This is a genomic window from Paenibacillus sp. ALE3 (assembly GCF_054113405.1).
In genome coordinates this window covers 2,114,613-2,130,559 of sequence record NZ_CM134214.1, presented here as the reverse complement: position 1 = coordinate 2,130,559, position 15,947 = coordinate 2,114,613, and the positions used below count along the sequence as shown (strand labels likewise).

Annotated in this window: 18 protein-coding genes and 1 riboswitch; of the genes, 3 read left to right on the top strand and 15 right to left on the bottom strand. The window is 43.5% G+C overall.

The window, feature by feature from the left end; translation table 11 throughout:
- Window positions 1-21: 21 nt before the first annotated feature.
- Together ACXHJ2_RS09625 and pdhA are read right to left on the bottom strand one after the other, a co-directional pair.
- A complete protein-coding gene (locus tag ACXHJ2_RS09625; RefSeq protein WP_165080716.1) occupies window positions 22-1,002 on the bottom strand; it encodes an alpha-ketoacid dehydrogenase subunit beta in 981 nt (326 codons plus the stop codon).
- 100 nt (window positions 1,003-1,102) lie between these two features.
- Entirely contained in the window at window positions 1,103-2,170 is a 1,068-nt protein-coding gene (pdhA, locus tag ACXHJ2_RS09620) for a pyruvate dehydrogenase (acetyl-transferring) E1 component subunit alpha (RefSeq protein WP_013371457.1), read from the bottom strand.
- A 255-nt stretch (window positions 2,171-2,425) separates the two neighbouring features.
- Between pdhA and ACXHJ2_RS09615 the strand changes: the two genes are divergently transcribed.
- A complete protein-coding gene (locus ACXHJ2_RS09615) occupies window positions 2,426-3,160 on the top strand; it encodes an alpha/beta hydrolase (protein ID WP_016821912.1) in 735 nt (244 codons plus the stop codon).
- Window positions 3,161-3,301: 141 nt separating this feature from the next.
- Here the strand turns inward: ACXHJ2_RS09615 and ACXHJ2_RS09610 are convergent, their stop codons facing one another.
- Window positions 3,302-3,766, bottom strand: coding sequence for a low molecular weight protein-tyrosine-phosphatase (locus ACXHJ2_RS09610; RefSeq protein WP_165080718.1), 465 nt, complete (start codon window positions 3,764-3,766; stop codon window positions 3,302-3,304).
- Between the two features lie 146 nt (window positions 3,767-3,912).
- On the opposite strand from ACXHJ2_RS09610, the gene ACXHJ2_RS09605 reads away from it, so the two are divergent.
- Complete coding sequence (locus tag ACXHJ2_RS09605) at window positions 3,913-4,554, top strand: thiamine diphosphokinase (protein WP_165080720.1); 642 nt, start codon at window positions 3,913-3,915, stop codon at window positions 4,552-4,554.
- A 281-nt stretch (window positions 4,555-4,835) separates the two neighbouring features.
- Window positions 4,836-5,336: a C40 family peptidase gene (locus tag ACXHJ2_RS09600; protein ID WP_013371461.1), complete on the top strand. Its 501-nt coding sequence runs from the start codon at window positions 4,836-4,838 to the stop codon at window positions 5,334-5,336.
- Between the two features lie 68 nt (window positions 5,337-5,404).
- Here the strand turns inward: ACXHJ2_RS09600 and ACXHJ2_RS09595 are convergent, their stop codons facing one another.
- The 12 genes from ACXHJ2_RS09595 to ACXHJ2_RS09540 form a co-directional block, all read right to left on the bottom strand.
- Window positions 5,405-6,097, bottom strand: coding sequence for a response regulator transcription factor (locus tag ACXHJ2_RS09595; RefSeq protein WP_165080722.1), 693 nt, complete (start codon window positions 6,095-6,097; stop codon window positions 5,405-5,407).
- 154 nt (window positions 6,098-6,251) lie between these two features.
- Window positions 6,252-7,310, bottom strand: coding sequence for a ThiF family adenylyltransferase (locus ACXHJ2_RS09590; protein ID WP_165080724.1), 1,059 nt, complete (start codon window positions 7,308-7,310; stop codon window positions 6,252-6,254).
- Window positions 7,307-8,074 carry a thiazole synthase gene (locus tag ACXHJ2_RS09585; protein WP_165080725.1) on the bottom strand — a complete coding sequence of 256 codons (768 nt, stop codon included), beginning with the start codon at window positions 8,072-8,074 and terminating at the stop codon, window positions 7,307-7,309. Before ACXHJ2_RS09585 ends, ACXHJ2_RS09590 begins: the two co-directional genes overlap by 4 nt.
- Window positions 8,075-8,076: 2 nt before the next feature.
- Window positions 8,077-8,280, bottom strand: a complete 204-nt coding sequence (thiS, locus tag ACXHJ2_RS09580) for a sulfur carrier protein ThiS (protein WP_013371465.1) — start codon at window positions 8,278-8,280, stop codon at window positions 8,077-8,079.
- A complete protein-coding gene (gene thiO / locus ACXHJ2_RS09575) occupies window positions 8,277-9,425 on the bottom strand; it encodes a glycine oxidase ThiO (RefSeq protein ID WP_165080726.1) in 1,149 nt (382 codons plus the stop codon). The genes thiS and thiO overlap by 4 nt, the downstream gene beginning before the upstream one ends.
- A gap of 57 nt (window positions 9,426-9,482) precedes the next feature.
- On the bottom strand, window positions 9,483-10,076 hold the full coding sequence (locus ACXHJ2_RS09570) for a thiamine phosphate synthase (RefSeq protein ID WP_165080727.1): 594 nt from the start codon (window positions 10,074-10,076) through the stop codon (window positions 9,483-9,485).
- Window positions 10,077-10,402: 326 nt separating this feature from the next.
- Window positions 10,403-10,511: riboswitch (TPP riboswitch) on the bottom strand.
- Window positions 10,512-10,596: 85 nt separating this feature from the next.
- Entirely contained in the window at window positions 10,597-12,150 is a 1,554-nt protein-coding gene (locus ACXHJ2_RS09565; protein ID WP_165080728.1) for an ABC-F family ATP-binding cassette domain-containing protein, read from the bottom strand.
- A gap of 437 nt (window positions 12,151-12,587) precedes the next feature.
- The gene (locus ACXHJ2_RS09560) at window positions 12,588-13,127 is read right to left on the bottom strand and encodes a cupin domain-containing protein (RefSeq protein WP_165080729.1); all 540 of its coding nucleotides are present in this window, start codon (window positions 13,125-13,127) and stop codon (window positions 12,588-12,590) included.
- A 354-nt stretch (window positions 13,128-13,481) separates the two neighbouring features.
- Window positions 13,482-14,471, bottom strand: a complete 990-nt coding sequence (locus tag ACXHJ2_RS09555; protein WP_165080730.1) for a hypothetical protein — start codon at window positions 14,469-14,471, stop codon at window positions 13,482-13,484.
- A complete protein-coding gene (locus ACXHJ2_RS09550; RefSeq protein ID WP_090738939.1) occupies window positions 14,458-15,012 on the bottom strand; it encodes a hypothetical protein in 555 nt (184 codons plus the stop codon). Before ACXHJ2_RS09550 ends, ACXHJ2_RS09555 begins: the two co-directional genes overlap by 14 nt.
- 1 nt (window position 15,013) lies before the next feature.
- Window positions 15,014-15,409 carry a hypothetical protein gene (locus ACXHJ2_RS09545; protein ID WP_013371472.1) on the bottom strand — a complete coding sequence of 132 codons (396 nt, stop codon included), beginning with the start codon at window positions 15,407-15,409 and terminating at the stop codon, window positions 15,014-15,016.
- Between the two features lie 40 nt (window positions 15,410-15,449).
- Complete coding sequence (locus ACXHJ2_RS09540) at window positions 15,450-15,929, bottom strand: hypothetical protein (RefSeq protein WP_007430644.1); 480 nt, start codon at window positions 15,927-15,929, stop codon at window positions 15,450-15,452.
- Window positions 15,930-15,947 lie beyond the last annotated feature (18 nt).

Genomic DNA, 15,947 nt, shown 5'->3' with positions numbered 1-15,947 from the left:
CAAATTTACGGTGTGCTTTAATTAAAATTCCAATACTTTATTAACCGCATCAATGATACGTGTTGGCGTCGGCAACCAAGTATCTTCAATTTGAGCAAATGGATAAACGGTATCCGGACCTGCTACACGCAGAACTGGTGCTTCCAGATGCAGGATTGCTTTTTCGTTAATTTGTGCAATAACTTCAGCAGCAACACCGGCACTCTTTTGCGCTTCTTGAACAACGATAGCACGATTGGTTTTTTGAACAGAGGCAACAATGGTATCAATGTCAATCGGGCTGATTGTACGCAAATCAATGATTTCCACTTTAATACCCTTTGTTTTTTCCAGCTCATCAGCAGCCTTAACCGAAGTGTGTACCATCATACCGTAAGTAATGATCGTCACATCGGAACCTTCACGAACTACATTTGCCTTGCCCAGTTCAACTGTGTAATCATTCTCAGGAACTTCAGCACGGAATGCATGGTACAGGTTCAAATGCTCCATGAAAAATACTGGATCGTTATCGCGAATAGACGCGATCATAAGACCTTTTGCATCGTAAGGGTTGGAAGGAACAACAACCTTAATACCTGGTGTTTGAGTCAAAAGACCTTCCAAGGAATCTGTATGCAGCTCGGCTGCCTTAACACCGCCACCAAAAGGTGTACGGAATACGATTGGAGAATTGTAACGTCCGCCGGAACGGTAACGCATACGGGATGCTTGAATTGCCATTTGATCGAGTGCTTCAAAGATAAAGCCTACGAACTGGATTTCAGCTACAGGGCGGAAACCTTGGATACCCAGACCGACAGCAAGACCCCCGATTGCGGATTCCGCCAGCGGAGTATCGAATACACGTTCTTCGCCAAATTCTTTTTGCAGACCTTCTGTAGCGCGGAATACGCCACCTACATGACCTACGTCTTCACCGAAAAGCAGGACGTTAGGGTCGCGTTTCAACTCTACGCGCAGTGCGTCACGAATCGCTTCTTTCATGTTCATTTGTGCCATTTGCTTCATTTCCTCCTTAAACATTGACAGATCAGTTTCAGTTCAGGTCAATCGAAAAGCAGACCGGATCGGGTTGCCGCCCGGTCTCTTTCAAGTTCAATTATTTAAAATCAGCTTTTTGTTCTTCCAAGTGCTTAGGCGTAGTTTCGAACATGCTATCGATCAGGCCAGGAATTGTCATTTTTTCTGTTTTCTCAGCCTTTTTGATCTCTTCGTTCACTTTTGCCTTAGCTTCTTCTTTTACGCGAGCTGTATCTTCTTCAGTCCAAAGACCTTTTTTCTCAAGGTATTTCGCAAAGCGGGCAATTGGATCTTTTGCATTCCATTCGCCTTCTTCTTCTTTAGAACGATATTTCGTCGCATCATCAGAAAGGGAATGCGGACGGAAACGGTAAGTAACGGCTTCAATCAATGTTGCACCTTCGCCATTACGTCCACGCTCTGCAGCTTCTTGAACAGCTTTAATAACTGCAAGCACGTCCATACCGTCAATTTTCACGCCTTTAATACCAGCAGCTACTGCTTTATGAGCGATCGAAAGGGCAGCGGTTTGTTTCGAGAATGGAGTTGTGATCGCGTAACCATTGTTTTGCACAAAGAAAATAACTGGCAATTTGTACACACCAGCATAGTTCAGACCTTCGTAGAAGTCACCTTCTGAAGAACCACCGTCACCTGTATATGTAATGACGACTTGTTTTTGTTTTTTCAGTTTGTAGCCCATTGCAATTCCCATAGCGTGCAGAATTTGCGCGCCAATGATGATTTGCGGCATCAATACGTTAACGCCGTCCGGAATTTGACCACCGTGTTGATGACCACGGGAATACAAGAAAGCTTGATATAATGGCAGGCCATGCCAAACGAGTTGCGGAATATCTCGGTAGCCTGGTGCAATAAAGTCTTCTTTTTGGAGCGCAAATTCACTACCAACCATTGTTGCTTCTTGTCCGGATACCGGAGCGTAGAAGCCGAGACGTCCTTGACGGCCCAAGTTAACAGCACGGTCATCCCAAGTACGTGTAAATACCATACGATACATAATTTCTTTCAATTGATCATCTGTAAGTTTAGGCAATTTATCTTTATTGATAATTTCACCATCCGGAGAAAGCACGGACAGAGCCTCAACTTCCTCTGTGTAAACTTCATAAGGAACCTTGCTCATTTTCTTCACCTCAACAAAAAAATTTGAATATCAAGTTCCGCTGTTATAGGATTATTATACACCTGTTATATCGCTCGCGTCAAAGATTTAGTTATTTTTTTTGAGTTTACCACATTTTTGTGTATGTAACAGGGTGTGTTTTTCACTATAACAGCTTAGTACATGATTGAAATTTTAAACATCTATTGCAATCAGGGTAATCTTAACTTATTGTGATCCCGAATGCAAAATAATACCCAAGAAAGGTGACGAAAAATGACGGATTCTCGGTATTTAAAACGAACCATCCTTAAAGACGAAGTAGACAGCCGCTTACTTGGCGAAACCCGAATTCTTCGGATTTATTTGCCGCCCGGCTATAATGAAATATTGAGCTACCCGGTCGTCTACTGTCAGGATGGAGAGGAATTCTTCAACTTTGGACGCATTGCAACACACGCCAACCGTCTCATACTGGATGAAGGCGTGGAACCCTTCATTATTGTAGGCGTGGAAGTGAACACTAAAATCAGAACTCAGGAGTACGCTCCCTTCGGCAATCGTTTTGAAGCATACACTGCCTGTTTTGCAGAAGAGATTATTCCCTATGTAGAACAAAAGTATCCTATAAGAAAAGATGCAGCTTCCCGCATTCTTGCTGGGGATTCACTGGGAGGCAGTGTGTCTCTTCATTTGGCGCTATTGTATCCTGAGCTGTTTAATCGCATTATCAGCCTCTCAGGTGCCTACTATGAAGCTTCGCAAGAAATTATTGCCCGTGAGAAAGAACTGTCGCACCTAAATGTATGGATGACAGTTGGCCTTCAGGAAGATGCTTTTGAGAGTGATACCGGCATTTACAACTTTGTAGAGCTGAACCGTCAATGCGCAGATTTACTGCGCGAGCGGAACGCCGAAGTTTCTTACCGTGAAAAGGATGGCAAACATTTATGGGGCTTTTGGCAAAACGAGTTGCCTGACGCGCTAATGTATTTTCTGGATCGTGCCTGAGTAAAAACATCCCATACAATGATGAGGAATGAGCATTGACCTAGGAGGTCATAAGGCTCCTTCCTCTTTTTTATAGCTTGGTTGCGCTTTCAAAAATATATAACGAAAAACGGCAATGATTGCCGTCATCTGTCGTTCACATTATAGCTTTTCTTCTATGATCTTGTCCAGCAAGGCCTCGCATCCTGCGTCCAATAATCGATAGGTCTCTTCAAAATTCCCGGTAAAATATGGGTCGGGTACTTCTCTTAACTTTTCTTGAGGAAGCAAATCCATGAATTTTAGAATATCAGCATCTGCTCCACCTGTAAGCTTACGCATATTTCGTTCATTAGAGTCGTCCATGCACACGATATAATCAAACGCGTCAAAATCACGATCCGTTATTTGCCGTGCCTGTATGCCTTGTTCGCTGATTCCGTGCAGTTTAAGCTGCTTTAGCGTTCCCTCATGCGGAGGATTTCCAATGTGCCAGTCGCCCGTTCCAGCCGAGTCCACCCGGATTTCTGCGTCTAATCCCCGTTCCTTTGCTTTATGTCTCAGTATTGCCTCCCCCATGGGAGAGCGGCAAATATTGCCCAAACACACAAACAAGACGTTAATCATTTCGTTCCCCTTCCTCTTCACGTCACACTTCTTTTTTCTGTTCCATTGTAGCCAAGTCCTCCAAAATTGTGCAAGCCATATTTAACGCGGTATACTTAAAATGATCGTATATATGGGACTGTATGCAGAAAGAAAGGATGTTGGATATGACGAAAAAACGAGCCATTGTATTTTCAGGCGGTCGTCTTAATGAAGAAGATTTACAACAAATACAACCCGATGATTTTATTATAGGTGCAGATAAAGGGGCCCTTTTCCTGATAGAACACGGTATTTCGCCTCATGTCTCTGTAGGAGATTTTGATTCGATTACTTCAGAAGAACAAGAAAGGGTAAAATCAGCAAGCCAACGTATGCTTGCGTGTGATCCAGTACTTAAGGACCTAACAGATACAGAGCTCGCTTTAGAAATCGCTATCGACGAACAAGCAGATCATGTACTCATGCTCGGTGTGACTGGTACTCGGATGGACCACACATTAGCCAATGTTCAAATATTAGTACGGGCCATGCAGCATCATATTAGTTGCGCTATCATGGACGCACATAATTATATCGAGCTTACTGGATCAACGCTCGAGATCCAGCCCATGGGCTATACATATACATCCCTGATTCCTATGACTGCCGAAGTAACAGGTATACAACTGGAAGGATTTATGTATCCCCTTCATAATGCCACCCTCAAAATGGGACAATCACGGGGTGTCAGCAATAAGCTAACGGCTACAAAAGGTACTATTTCTATCAAAAGCGGTCTACTACTCGTTATTCAAAGCAAGGATTAATTATGACATTGTTGTAACTATTTAAAAAGTTGTTCACACACTCAAAACCCTTGAATAACAAGGGTTTTTCGGTTTTTTACAGGTACTAGAATTAATTTATTTTTTACAAATTGTAGTTTTTAATCGTTTTTTAATAATTACGACTTAAGCCTTGTCACTCAAGCATTTGAGAGTAGTTTTCCAACTATTAGGCGGCTTCAAACCTGTTATACTCAACGCTGTCAGTTAGTTAGCAACTCAGCAAAATATTGCACAAATCAATTTTTGGAGGTACTTACAACATGAATATGCATAAAATCATAAAAAAGGTAATTATCGCAGGGGTCGCTGCCACTATTGGCTTTGGTACTTTTGCCATTGAGGGAACAAATACAGCACAAGCTGCTACTGCTACTACTACTGTAGGTCAAAAAGTAATTAACTACGGCAAAAAATATATGGGTACTCCTTATAAATTTGGAGCTTCCACAAGCACCACACGCAATTTTGACTGTTCTTCTTTCATGAAGCACATATTCAAGAAATACGGAGTCGATTTGCCGCGTACTTCTGTTCAGCAGTCTAAAGTCGGACATGCCGTATCCAAGGCCAATTTGAAAAAAGGTGACTTAGTGTTCTTTTCAAGCGGTAGCCGTGCCACAGGACGCAATATTACTCACGTAGCAGTATATATGGGCGGGGGTAAAATCCTACACACTTACGGTGGACCTGGGGTGACCATCTCTGATTTGAACTCCGGAAACTGGAAAAGAACGTACATTAAAGCACGTCGCGTGCTGTAATGTAAAACTCATTTAAGATTGGTAAGCCGGGACGAAAAGTCTCGGCTTTTTTTTATTTAAACTTTATGCTATTTTGCTTCAGTTGGCGTTCTGAGTGAATAGCCAATGCCTCGTTCCGTTCGAATCATTTTAAACTTTTGCCCTCTATCTACTTTAACCCTTAAATGCCTGATGTACACATCTACTACATTCGTATCAGCGATATAATCATGTTTCCAAACATCCCTTAAAATTTGCTGCCTGCTGCAAACTTGGTTAAGATGTATCGCCAGATGTAGCAAAAGATCAAATTCTTTCGGAGTTAATTCCAGTTCGCGTTCCCCTCTGCTCACCATTCTGCTTGCAGTGTCTATATGTAAATCCCCCACTTCGATTGCCCTTTTCACATCACGTTCAATACCAAAAATTCGTAATAAATTAGCCACTCTAGCCAGAAGAACTCTAGGATAAAAAGGCACTACCATTACATCATGTGCCCCTTCTTCAAAGCAGGAAACCATATATCCCTCCTCATCCGAAGAAATCATTGCAAGTATCGGCACATGAGGATGGTTCTGCTGCAAATTGCGAATCAAGCCTTGAGTGCCCGCCTGTTCATCTTTAATGTTCAGGAGTAGCAAACTCACAGAATTTTGAGCTATATAAGGGCTTACATCCGACGTATTACGAACATGAACCACCTGATAACCTGCCTGCTCCAATGGATGAACGAATACAGCGGGCGCTTCATTTTCATCCACAAGTACAATTAACGGGCTCATCTTTTCACCCACCTGGTTTGGACATCGCATTACATATTGGATACGAACAAGTTTGTTATAAGCCATTAAAACATATTTGTGTTAGTGTAACAAAAAAGCAGAAAATCATTCTCAAAGAATGGTTTTCTGCTTTATGCTTTATGGTTTATGGTTTTCAGCCCAAATAGCGATGATATAGACTTCTTGCTTTTGCCACGTCCTTTGTCCCATGGATCAGCGCTCTGCCATCTGCAAAAACAACTAAGCGATGCTCGCCCACACTAAAGGAAACCAGATACGAATTCCACTCTACGTTCCCCTCACCCAATGCTGTAAATCTATTTGCTATCTCTGCGAGATTCAGATGTGTTCGGTTGGCAGGTCTTATTTGAACGGTATCCCTACCGCACAAAACATCTGTTTTCTGCCGATAAGAGGCTGATAAATAGGGATACGTCGGTTGGCTACCGCAAGAAGGACAATTCGCTTTTTTAAGACGATCCACTGCTATTGCTACATACTCATTTTTCCACAAATCAAACGAAAGCAACTTTCCTCTCAAGTTCTCGGGATATCCACCAAGAAGCTTGAAAGCTTCCGTAGTCTGGTTAGCGGTGACCATTTGTACTGCCTGCGGAATAATCCCGGCCGTATCACAGGTCTCCCCTCCAAGCGGTACAGTTCCCATCAGACAGTGTAGACAAGGTGTCTGACCCGGTAAAATAGTGTAAGTTACACCGTAGCTACCCACACATCCTCCATAAATCCAAGGAATGCGATGCTTGAGTGCCATGTCGTTCATAAGAAGCCGGGTATCGAAATTATCGGTTGCATCCATCATGAGATCTACCCCCTGGATCAACTCTTCCAGCTCTTCTATCCCAACATCCAAGACATGTGCATGTACAATTGTTTCCGAATTAATATCCTTTAATCTTCGCTGGGCAGCTACTGCTTTGGGACACCTTTGCACAGCATCACTTTCCTGAAAAAGCTGCTGGCGCTGCAAATTGCTCCATTCCACATAATCCCGGTCTACCAGGCTTACCGTACCTACGCCTCCACGAACTAACGTTTCTGCAATACCTGTGCCCAGCGCTCCAACACCTATGATTAGTACGTGAGAGGAAGCAAGCCGGCGTTGGCCTGCAGGCCCAAAGGGTGCAAACCTTTCCTGTCTGGAATAACGGTCACTTTGTGGTGGTTCAGCAGCAGATTTTTTAGTAATTCTCATCCCTGAACCATGCCTTCTATCGGACTGCTTGCTGAAGCATAACGTTTTACAGGAATCATCCCCGCCTCAAATCCATATCTGCCTGCACGTACAGCCAGCTTCATGGCCTCAGCCATTTTCAAAGGATCCTTCGCTCCTGAGACAGCTGTATTCAGCAGAACACCATCTGCTCCCAACTGCATTGCCATTGCTGCGTCACCAGGTGAGCGAATACCAGCATCGACAATGACCGGAACTTCCGCTTGCTCGATAATCAACTCTAACGAAAACGGATTGAGCAAACCATGTCCTGTACCAATCGGCGACGCTCCAGGCATTACGGCATGTACTCCAAGCTCTTGCAACCTCTTCGCTAGTATCACATCATCCGATATGTAGGGTAGCACGACAAAGCCTTCCTCTAGCAACTTTTCACTAGCTTTCAATGTTTCAAAAGGATCAGGCAACAGCGTCTTGCTATCCCCAATAACTTCTACCTTAATCATATCGCACAAGCCGGAGGCTTTTGCCAACTTGGCAATACGGATTGCCTCCTCTGCTGTTGTTGCCCCCGCTGTGTTGGGAAGAAGTGTATACCGGCTCAAATCCAGTGTATCGAGAAAATGCTGCTTATCCCGTTCCTCCAAATTCAGTCTGCGCACAGCGAACGTTAATATTTCCGTCTCAGCAGCCTCTACGGCTTGGGATTGGATATCCAGATCCGAAAATTTCCCCGTTCCTAGCAACAGCCTTGAGGTAAAAGATGCTTTTCCAATGGTTAACATGATCAACCGCCTCCTACAAAATGTACGATTTCTAGGCAATCTCCATCCTTAAGTACCGTTTCATGATGATCTTCACGGGTCAATATATGCCGATTCAGCTCTACTACTACGGTTTTCACCTTTAAATCAAGTTCATGCAGCAATTGATCCACACGAGTAATTCGATTGGAAATGGTCATACTCTGTCCGTTAATGGTCAGCTTCATAAGCTTTCCTCCTTGAGAAGTTCAGAAGAAAATTTACTTATTCCAAGTCCAGCTGCACCTGCCCCTTTAAGCATAGCTGACATCGCTCGCCCAGTCGCATCACTAAGCAGGACACCGTTGCGATAATGCCCGACTGCAGCATAGACGCCCTCTACTCCAGGAACAGGTCCAATGAAAGGTCGCTCCGCAGCTGCCTGCGGACGCAAGCCTGCCCATGCACGTACAAAAGAAGCTTCCTGTACACGCGGTAACCAGGCAGATGCACGTGCTAACAACCCCTTTAAGCCTCCTACGGTCACCTCTTTGTCATATTGATGCGGAAGACTCGTGGCACCAATCCAAAGCTCGTTATTCTGTTTAGGCACGAGGTAAATATCGTCAGCATAAATGGTATAATCCAAAGGATGATCCTTCAAGGAGACTGCTACCGCTTCGCCCTTGACCGGGTATAGTGGATAATCAAACCCAATTTGTTCTAGCAATTTCAAGCTGTCCAAGCCTGCGGCAATCACGACCTGATCACAGGAAAAAAATCCACTATCCGTTCGCACACCGCAAACTCGACCATCCTGTATGACCAGTTCCTCAGCTTGAGTTCCAGACCATATTGTTGCTCCCAGCACCGCAGCTGCCCCTGCATAAGCACGGCAAAGCTGGACAGGAGACACTTGTGTCTCCTTTGATCGGTAGATAGCCCCAATTACTTGATCTGCCAAGCCCGGAATCCGTCGGGCCAACTCCTTGGCATCCCACCAAATGGCACGATCATCCTCTCGCATATTCGCAGCATTCCAGCGTTTTTGGCCCTCTGCTTCCGAACGAAATGGGGTCACAAATCCTCCTGTACGAAAGTCCACTGAAATACCCGATAAACGTTCCAAATCACAGACAAGGTCAGGGAATGCATCTCGACTTGTACGGGCAAATCGTGCCAGCTCAAGGTCTGCAAACTCTTCACTTTCCGCTGCCAGCATTCCCACCGCTGCTCCTGATGCTCCCTCACCAGGGATCCATCGTTCCAGCATGATCGTACTACGTCCCTCCTTAGCTACATGATAAGCAATGGAACTGCCGATCACACCTCCGCCTATGACCAAGCATTCAGCGTGTCCTATCGCTTTTTTCTCTGTATGTGTCTTTGACATATGTTCCGTGTCTCCTCTCCAGTAAGCATTCTGCTTTCCCTTCGTCTCGTTTTCTTGCTACAGGTCGTGAACTACAAGATCTACCATTCGCCTATATTCCATCGCTGCTGCAACGGGTGACTTTGCTTCCCATATACCAGACATCACCGCAATTCCGCTTGCTCCAGCATGATAAAGCTCTGGAACATGATGGGGTTGTATGCCTCCCAGCGCTATCACCGGAATGTCCGACAATCTGCAAATGCGTTCAAGCTGTGCTATACCCCGCGGTACAAGACCGCTCTTACAATGGGTCTTATATACATGGCCAAATAGTACATAGTCTGCTCCCGCCTGCTCAGCAGTCTGCGCCTCCTCCAAGGAATGTACAGACACTCCACATCGTGTACCCTTCGGAATTAGACTTTTTGCATCCACCACAGATAACCCATTAGCTGGTAGCTGGACAGCTCCTACAAAGGTAAGCATAGCTATGTCCACACGGTCATTTACTACAATTTGCTGCAAAGGAACTCCCTGCTCGATCATGCTACGAGTCAAAGAAAGCAAAGCAGAGGCACCCTTCTGTTTCAAACGTGCGTGTACATAATGAATACAAGGACAAATAGCAGCAGCCACTTGGGGTACATTCACGCAGGAGACACTTTCCATCGTAATTACGTGTAATTCGATCTCATTTTCACCTCTCTTGGACTAAAAAATTGAACTAGTGTTATAAAATAATCGGATAAGCTGAACCTATATAGTTACAGCCCCATATTAGGTAATATCATACGGAGCAGCCACATGTGCCAGCAATAATGAAAGGAGATCGTATGTAAAATCGTCTACGGAAGCTCGAACAAATGAAGATGATTGAAATGCAAAAAACCACTTCCAAAGGAAGTGGTTTGACGAACGTTCGAAATCAAACGGACATTATATCCGTAGACGTATATCGTTCCCCGCGCAAACAAAAGTAAAGAGCTGCTACCTTGTTTGTACGGAACTCACTTCCCTACGCTGGCATAACCCAGATCAGGTACAAAGGGTCCGAAATCCATTTATTCCGTCTCAGCCGCATGGGCGGCTCCCCTAGTGTGACTATTTTATTGTATCAGCTAAAGATAGCTTAGCATATTTTCCTAATTCTGCAAACCCCACCTTGTGTTAAATCTGTCAGAACTGGATTTCAGTTAACTTTACTAGACCACTCTTCTACATTCCACGTTTTGGTTACCCAATCCTCGTAAAAGTCCGGTTCGTGGGATACAAGCAATACGGTCCCTTTGTATTCCTTCAAAGCGCGTTTGAGTTCATCCTTTGCTTTGACATCCAAGTGGTTGGTAGGCTCATCAAACAGTACCCAGTTGCTCTCACGCATTAACAGTTTACAAAGGCGGACTTTAGCCTGTTCTCCACCACTAAGCGCAGACAAAGGCCGGGTGATATGCTCATTCTTTAAACCACAGCGCGCCAAATGCGCTCGTACTTCATGCTGATTCAAATGCGGAAATTCATTCCATACATCGTCAATCGGTGTAATTTTCTCCGCCTTTACTTCCTGTTCAAAATAAGCAGGCTGCAAGAAATCCCCTTGATAGGTTTTTCCGCTGATTGGAGGTATTTTCCCAAGAATGGTTTTGAGCAACGTAGACTTACCAACACCATTGCAGCCAACAATTGCGATCTTTTCGCCACGTTCGATCGTCATGGACATTTTAGGCAAAAGAGCATGAGTGTAGCCAATTTCAAAATCAATACCCTCAAAAACCGTTTTCCCGCTCGCACGGGCTTCTTTGAACTGAAAGGTTGGCTTTGCAGCTTCTTCAGGCTTATCAATACGTTCGATCCGATCAAGCTGCTTTTCACGGCTTTTTGCACGGCCTGATGTAGATGCGCGCGCTTTATTGCGCTGAATAAAATCTTCCTGTTTCTTAATATATTCCTGCTGCTTCTCATATGCATCAATATGCTGTGCTTTGTTCAGATCCGCCATTTCAAGAAACTTTTCATAGTTAGCTGAATAGCGGGTCATCTTAGCAAATTCAAGATGGTAGATTACATTAACGACTTGGTTCATAAATTCAGTATCATGTGAGATGAGGATAAAAGCATAGGGATAATCCTTCAAATATCGCGTAAGCCATTCAATATGCTCCACATCCAAATAGTTGGTAGGCTCATCCAGCAGCAATACATTTGGCTTTTCCAACAGCAACTTAGCAAGAAGCACCTTTGTCCGTTGCCCACCACTAAGGGCTGCTACATCCCGATCCAGTCCGATGGCAGAGAGACCTAATCCATTCGCCATTTCTTCAACCTTCACATCAATGAGGTAAAAATCCCCCATATCCAATTGCTCTTGAATTTCTCCCATCTGTTCCAGCAAGACTTCCAACTCTTCGGGAGAAGCCTCTCCCATTTTGTCTGTAATTTGCATCATTTCCTTTTCTAGTTCCAACAAAGGAAGAAAAGCGTCTTTTAATACATCACGTACTGTTTTGCCCGGCGTCAGCTTGGTGTGCTGATCCAGATAGCCATGACGTACACGTGGAGTCCATTCCACTTTGCCTTCATCTTTAAGCAATTTTCCAGTCAGAATGTTCATGAGTGTCGATTTACCAACACCATTAGCTCCTACCAATCCTACACGTTCCCCCGCAAGTAATCGAAAGGAAACATTTTTAAATAATGCACGGTCCCCAAAGTTGTGGGATACATTTTCTACAGTCAATAAACTCATAAGCTGTTTTTGGCTCCTTATTGTCTCATCGGCATTGCCGAGTGTTCTTATTTCATATAGCTATCGTTTCTTTCAAAGCTTTATTGTAGCACATCCGGCACCCTTATCGGAATATTGAAAACAGCATATTTTTAGGTTTTCAGATGGATTGGCCTAAAAAAAGAAAAACAGTTAATCGTAGTAGCACTTAAGCTCCTCTTCGGTAGGTACGTAAGGAGTTTTTTGCTGCTTTGGTAATCTAAGCTTCTAGTATACAGAAGCTTACAATTCCCTAGCAATGAATGCCTAAATAATTGATAAGTTCTAATAACAATTAATAAAAAGGAACTCTATGTAGACAGTCCTCATGAGTATCGGAGGAATAATAAAATGAAGAAAATGTAATCATCCCGGTCTGGATTCTGGACCGGGATGAAATAAAATTAATTTATAATTGGCTATCTTTCAGCAGACATGACAATTTCTTTTGTTTCATGAACTGTACCAAATGGATGCTCAGGCGGTGCATAGATAACGTATATCTTAAGGGGCGTATTTCCTGTATTAATTACATTGTGCCATTTTCCAGCAGGTATCATAATTGCATAGTCATCATAGGCCATCACTTGATAATCTAATTTGTCTTTCCTATCCCCCATTTGAACAAGTGCCTGACCTTCTTCAATACGTATGAATTGATCAGTTGTTGGATGAGCTTCTAAACCGATATCATCGCCAACATTAATACTCATCAGAGTCACTTGAAAATGTTTCCCTGTCCATATAGCAGTACGGTAACTTTTGTTTTGATTTGCAGCCTGGTCAATATTCACTACAAATGGACTTTGTCCATAATCTCTTAATATTATCTTTTCATTGAGATTACTGTCGTTGTTGTACCAATTGTAGTATTGAGGATTATAACTCCGATAGCTGTAATTACAGCTGTTATACATAGGAATATGCCATGGGAAGTGATGGCATGATTTTGGGTACATACTCATTCTCCTTTTTTTGATTCAGTGTTTACTTATCATATGCGGTTGCCTATATAAAGGACTAAAAAACCTTCAACATTAGGCAAGAGCCTAAATGATGCCAAGACAAAAATATTCACAAGCGGTTTCGTCTTTTACTTCAACAGATATTAGCACTTAAATTTACATATAACGGCATACACTTTGCGAGTGGTGTCAGCTTCGTTGGAATTCCCCCGATAAGTCGAGTATCAAATTCCATTTATTTGACTCACTCTTTAAAATAGCAGTGACCATAAAATCGAAAGACTAGGCTGTCACTGCAGGCCAACCTTTTAGTTGACCTAATAATACGAAACCCACCCCGGAGAGTGATTATTTTAAGCTGTTATGATATTTGTATTCGAAATACCCAGCAGCTGCCGCAGATTTTTCATCCATAAAACGCTCAATCGCTTGAAAAGGGGCTGGATATGAATCTCTATAAAAATATTTCATGCCAGTACCCGGTTCTATGCCTCCAATAATAGATCGCTTTCGGACGACTCTTCCACCACCAAACCCGTAGTTATTGTAATACCTGTCTCCAACTGGAATGCCTTGGATAAACGCAATCATACCCACATCATCTATCGTGTTATACCATTCCTCTTGTGGAATGAGTGGAAGAGTGAACGTATAGGAAATGCCATTCCGTGCTGCTTTTTCGTTATGGACGTTAATCATTCGAGCCAGATCTTCCTGAACGGTGCGAACGATGGTAGAACGGCGCATTTGCTCAAAGGTTAATGAATTGTTCAGTAACGAAATGGGGGTCTGACCCTCAAGCTCCTTTTGAAAACCCTCCACCCATCTCTGATTTCGCGCATCATATGCGTGCAGATAATTGTCCAGGGTGAATCCCACACTATTGCCTGCTGCATCAACATAGGCATAAGGCTTTTTTTCGCTCCACTTGTGGCCTATGACCGCTTGTCCATACGCATCTTTATAGGTTGCTGAAGCGAACGTATAATAACCATCATAGTCCAGAATCACAATGACTGGTATGTAATCCAATAACGCACGTTGTGCTGCTATATCCCCATCAATGCCCATATTAAGGAAGAAAGTATGCAGGAACGTGGTCAGTGCTTCTTCTTTATCTACACGAAAAAACTTATCTGATCCATATCCGGCCTCGCGTTCCTGACGTTCATTCTGTGAGAGCACAACACCTGCATCCTGAACTGCGGTACGGAGAGCAGACGTATATTTCATTTCTAGCTGCTGTACTTCACGCTGATTCTGCACTCGTAAATCACTAACCACACCAAAGGGCAAAAAGAGTAGGACAAATATAACTGCAAAATCAGTAATCTTCATTCAAAACCATGCCCCCGTAAGAAGCTGAAACTGCCGGCTTATCGTTATCTATTCCACCCAAAATCCAGGATTTGTATAAATCCGCAGGAGTTCGATTCGTATTATGTAATCGTACTGTAAAATAATCTCCGGCCATCAAGGTATACCGACGTGTCTGTTCCGACTTGGGCTGCGAATTATCAGGAAACAGTACAGGTAAGATTTGCGGGTTATAGTAGCCATCGTATACAGCTTCATAATTACCAAGAAAACTGTCTGGCTTCGCCGCATCTGCATAGTTCGGTACATATTTTTTGTGCATATGCTCCAAATCAACTTCGTACGTATTGCCTGTCAGCTCCAGATCACGCATAAAATCGTTATACATCGTCGGTGTAATGTAACCTTTGGTTCTTACCATATCAACAAAATGTACAGTCGAATGATATGTATTTAACCCGGATATATCATCCTGCCGTTCAGCAGCTTGAGCTGCGGGTACGATGTACAAAAGCAATACAGCGAGCAGCGCCCCCAACAGCTTGGATATTATTTGAACCACTTCAGTCCTCCCCCAATTTCTCAAAACGTACAGATGTTATGTCTCCGTTCCCATTACGCTGTGGGTATATGGCATATATAGAGGAAGCATCCAAGGTAGATACATCAGGCTCAAACGGTTCAGAGTATACATCGTACTCTAAACCGTCAACTTGAACCGAAATCCCCTCCTGCAAGTTCATCCGAATGGTCTGGATAACTTGAGTCCCCTTAATCCGTTGCGGCGTCTCCACCTCTATAGTTCTGGATATCCGCCCCTCTGATTGCTCCTCCCGCTGCGACCTTAATTCCAGTGCACTACCCAATTGACTGGACAAGTTTGCTGCTGCTGCACATGCGGTTATAAATAGAATAACTGACACACCAAGCCACAGCATACTTGAAGCGTGATCAGACATGCTCACATCTCCCTTATGACTATTATCTTTGCTGTACTTCTTAAGACTGGGTAAACAACAACCCACGTACCACGTTTGATTTGTCTTTAACGATTTCAGCCTTGAATTTACCACTTGGATTTACGTATTCATTCTCCTTTTCATTAAGTGTATTCGCAATTTTTCCCGTCTTATCACTGCCGCCATTCACAGCACCATACTGCTCGCTGTCTGGACTAATGTTCAGAGCATTTCCATACCACTGTCCTGCCATATTTTTGCCGGTTTTAATCTGAATACCAAACTGGTCCTTTCCCTGAAACTTCCGCAGCGCATTGGTTACCTGGGAGCCGCTAATTGTTGTGCCGTCGTATACTGTAAAGGAGGCTTGAGACAATTCGGTCTGGATATCGGCGAAATTGTTTTGTGCTGTTTTAGTAGCTTCCTGAGCTGAGATAAACAGTATGACTACAATTGTAATTAGTGCGATGGTCAAAAATATCCCAGCAGCTACCTTTAATGCTGTTGATGCATTGTTCATTTCTTTCTCTCCTCAACT

Excerpts from the sequence above, each read along its gene's own strand:
- ACXHJ2_RS09560 (WP_165080729.1), bottom strand. The coding sequence starts at position 13,127 with ATGTACCCAAAATCATGCCATCACTTCCCATGGCATATTCCTATGTAT.
- ACXHJ2_RS09565 (WP_165080728.1), bottom strand. The coding sequence starts at position 12,150 with ATGAGTTTATTGACTGTAGAAAATGTATCCCACAACTTTGGGGACCGT.
- ACXHJ2_RS09585 (WP_165080725.1), bottom strand. The coding sequence starts at position 8,074 with ATGTTAACCATTGGAAAAGCATCTTTTACCTCAAGGCTGTTGCTAGGA.
- ACXHJ2_RS09555 (WP_165080730.1), bottom strand. The coding sequence starts at position 14,471 with ATGAAGATTACTGATTTTGCAGTTATATTTGTCCTACTCTTTTTGCCC.
- ACXHJ2_RS09625 (WP_165080716.1), bottom strand. The coding sequence starts at position 1,002 with ATGGCACAAATGAACATGAAAGAAGCGATTCGTGACGCACTGCGCGTA.
- ACXHJ2_RS09595 (WP_165080722.1), bottom strand. The coding sequence starts at position 6,097 with ATGAGCCCGTTAATTGTACTTGTGGATGAAAATGAAGCGCCCGCTGTA.
- pdhA (WP_013371457.1), bottom strand. The coding sequence starts at position 2,170 with ATGAGCAAGGTTCCTTATGAAGTTTACACAGAGGAAGTTGAGGCTCTG.
- ACXHJ2_RS09615 (WP_016821912.1), top strand. The coding sequence starts at position 2,426 with ATGACGGATTCTCGGTATTTAAAACGAACCATCCTTAAAGACGAAGTA.
- ACXHJ2_RS09600 (WP_013371461.1), top strand. The coding sequence starts at position 4,836 with ATGAATATGCATAAAATCATAAAAAAGGTAATTATCGCAGGGGTCGCT.
- ACXHJ2_RS09545 (WP_013371472.1), bottom strand. The coding sequence starts at position 15,409 with ATGTCTGATCACGCTTCAAGTATGCTGTGGCTTGGTGTGTCAGTTATT.
- ACXHJ2_RS09605 (WP_165080720.1), top strand. The coding sequence starts at position 3,913 with ATGACGAAAAAACGAGCCATTGTATTTTCAGGCGGTCGTCTTAATGAA.
- ACXHJ2_RS09540 (WP_007430644.1), bottom strand. The coding sequence starts at position 15,929 with ATGAACAATGCATCAACAGCATTAAAGGTAGCTGCTGGGATATTTTTG.
- ACXHJ2_RS09590 (WP_165080724.1), bottom strand. The coding sequence starts at position 7,310 with ATGAGAATTACTAAAAAATCTGCTGCTGAACCACCACAAAGTGACCGT.
- thiS (WP_013371465.1), bottom strand. The coding sequence starts at position 8,280 with ATGAAGCTGACCATTAACGGACAGAGTATGACCATTTCCAATCGAATT.
- ACXHJ2_RS09570 (WP_165080727.1), bottom strand. The coding sequence starts at position 10,076 with ATGGAAAGTGTCTCCTGCGTGAATGTACCCCAAGTGGCTGCTGCTATT.
- ACXHJ2_RS09610 (WP_165080718.1), bottom strand. The coding sequence starts at position 3,766 with ATGATTAACGTCTTGTTTGTGTGTTTGGGCAATATTTGCCGCTCTCCC.
- thiO (WP_165080726.1), bottom strand. The coding sequence starts at position 9,425 with ATGTCAAAGACACATACAGAGAAAAAAGCGATAGGACACGCTGAATGC.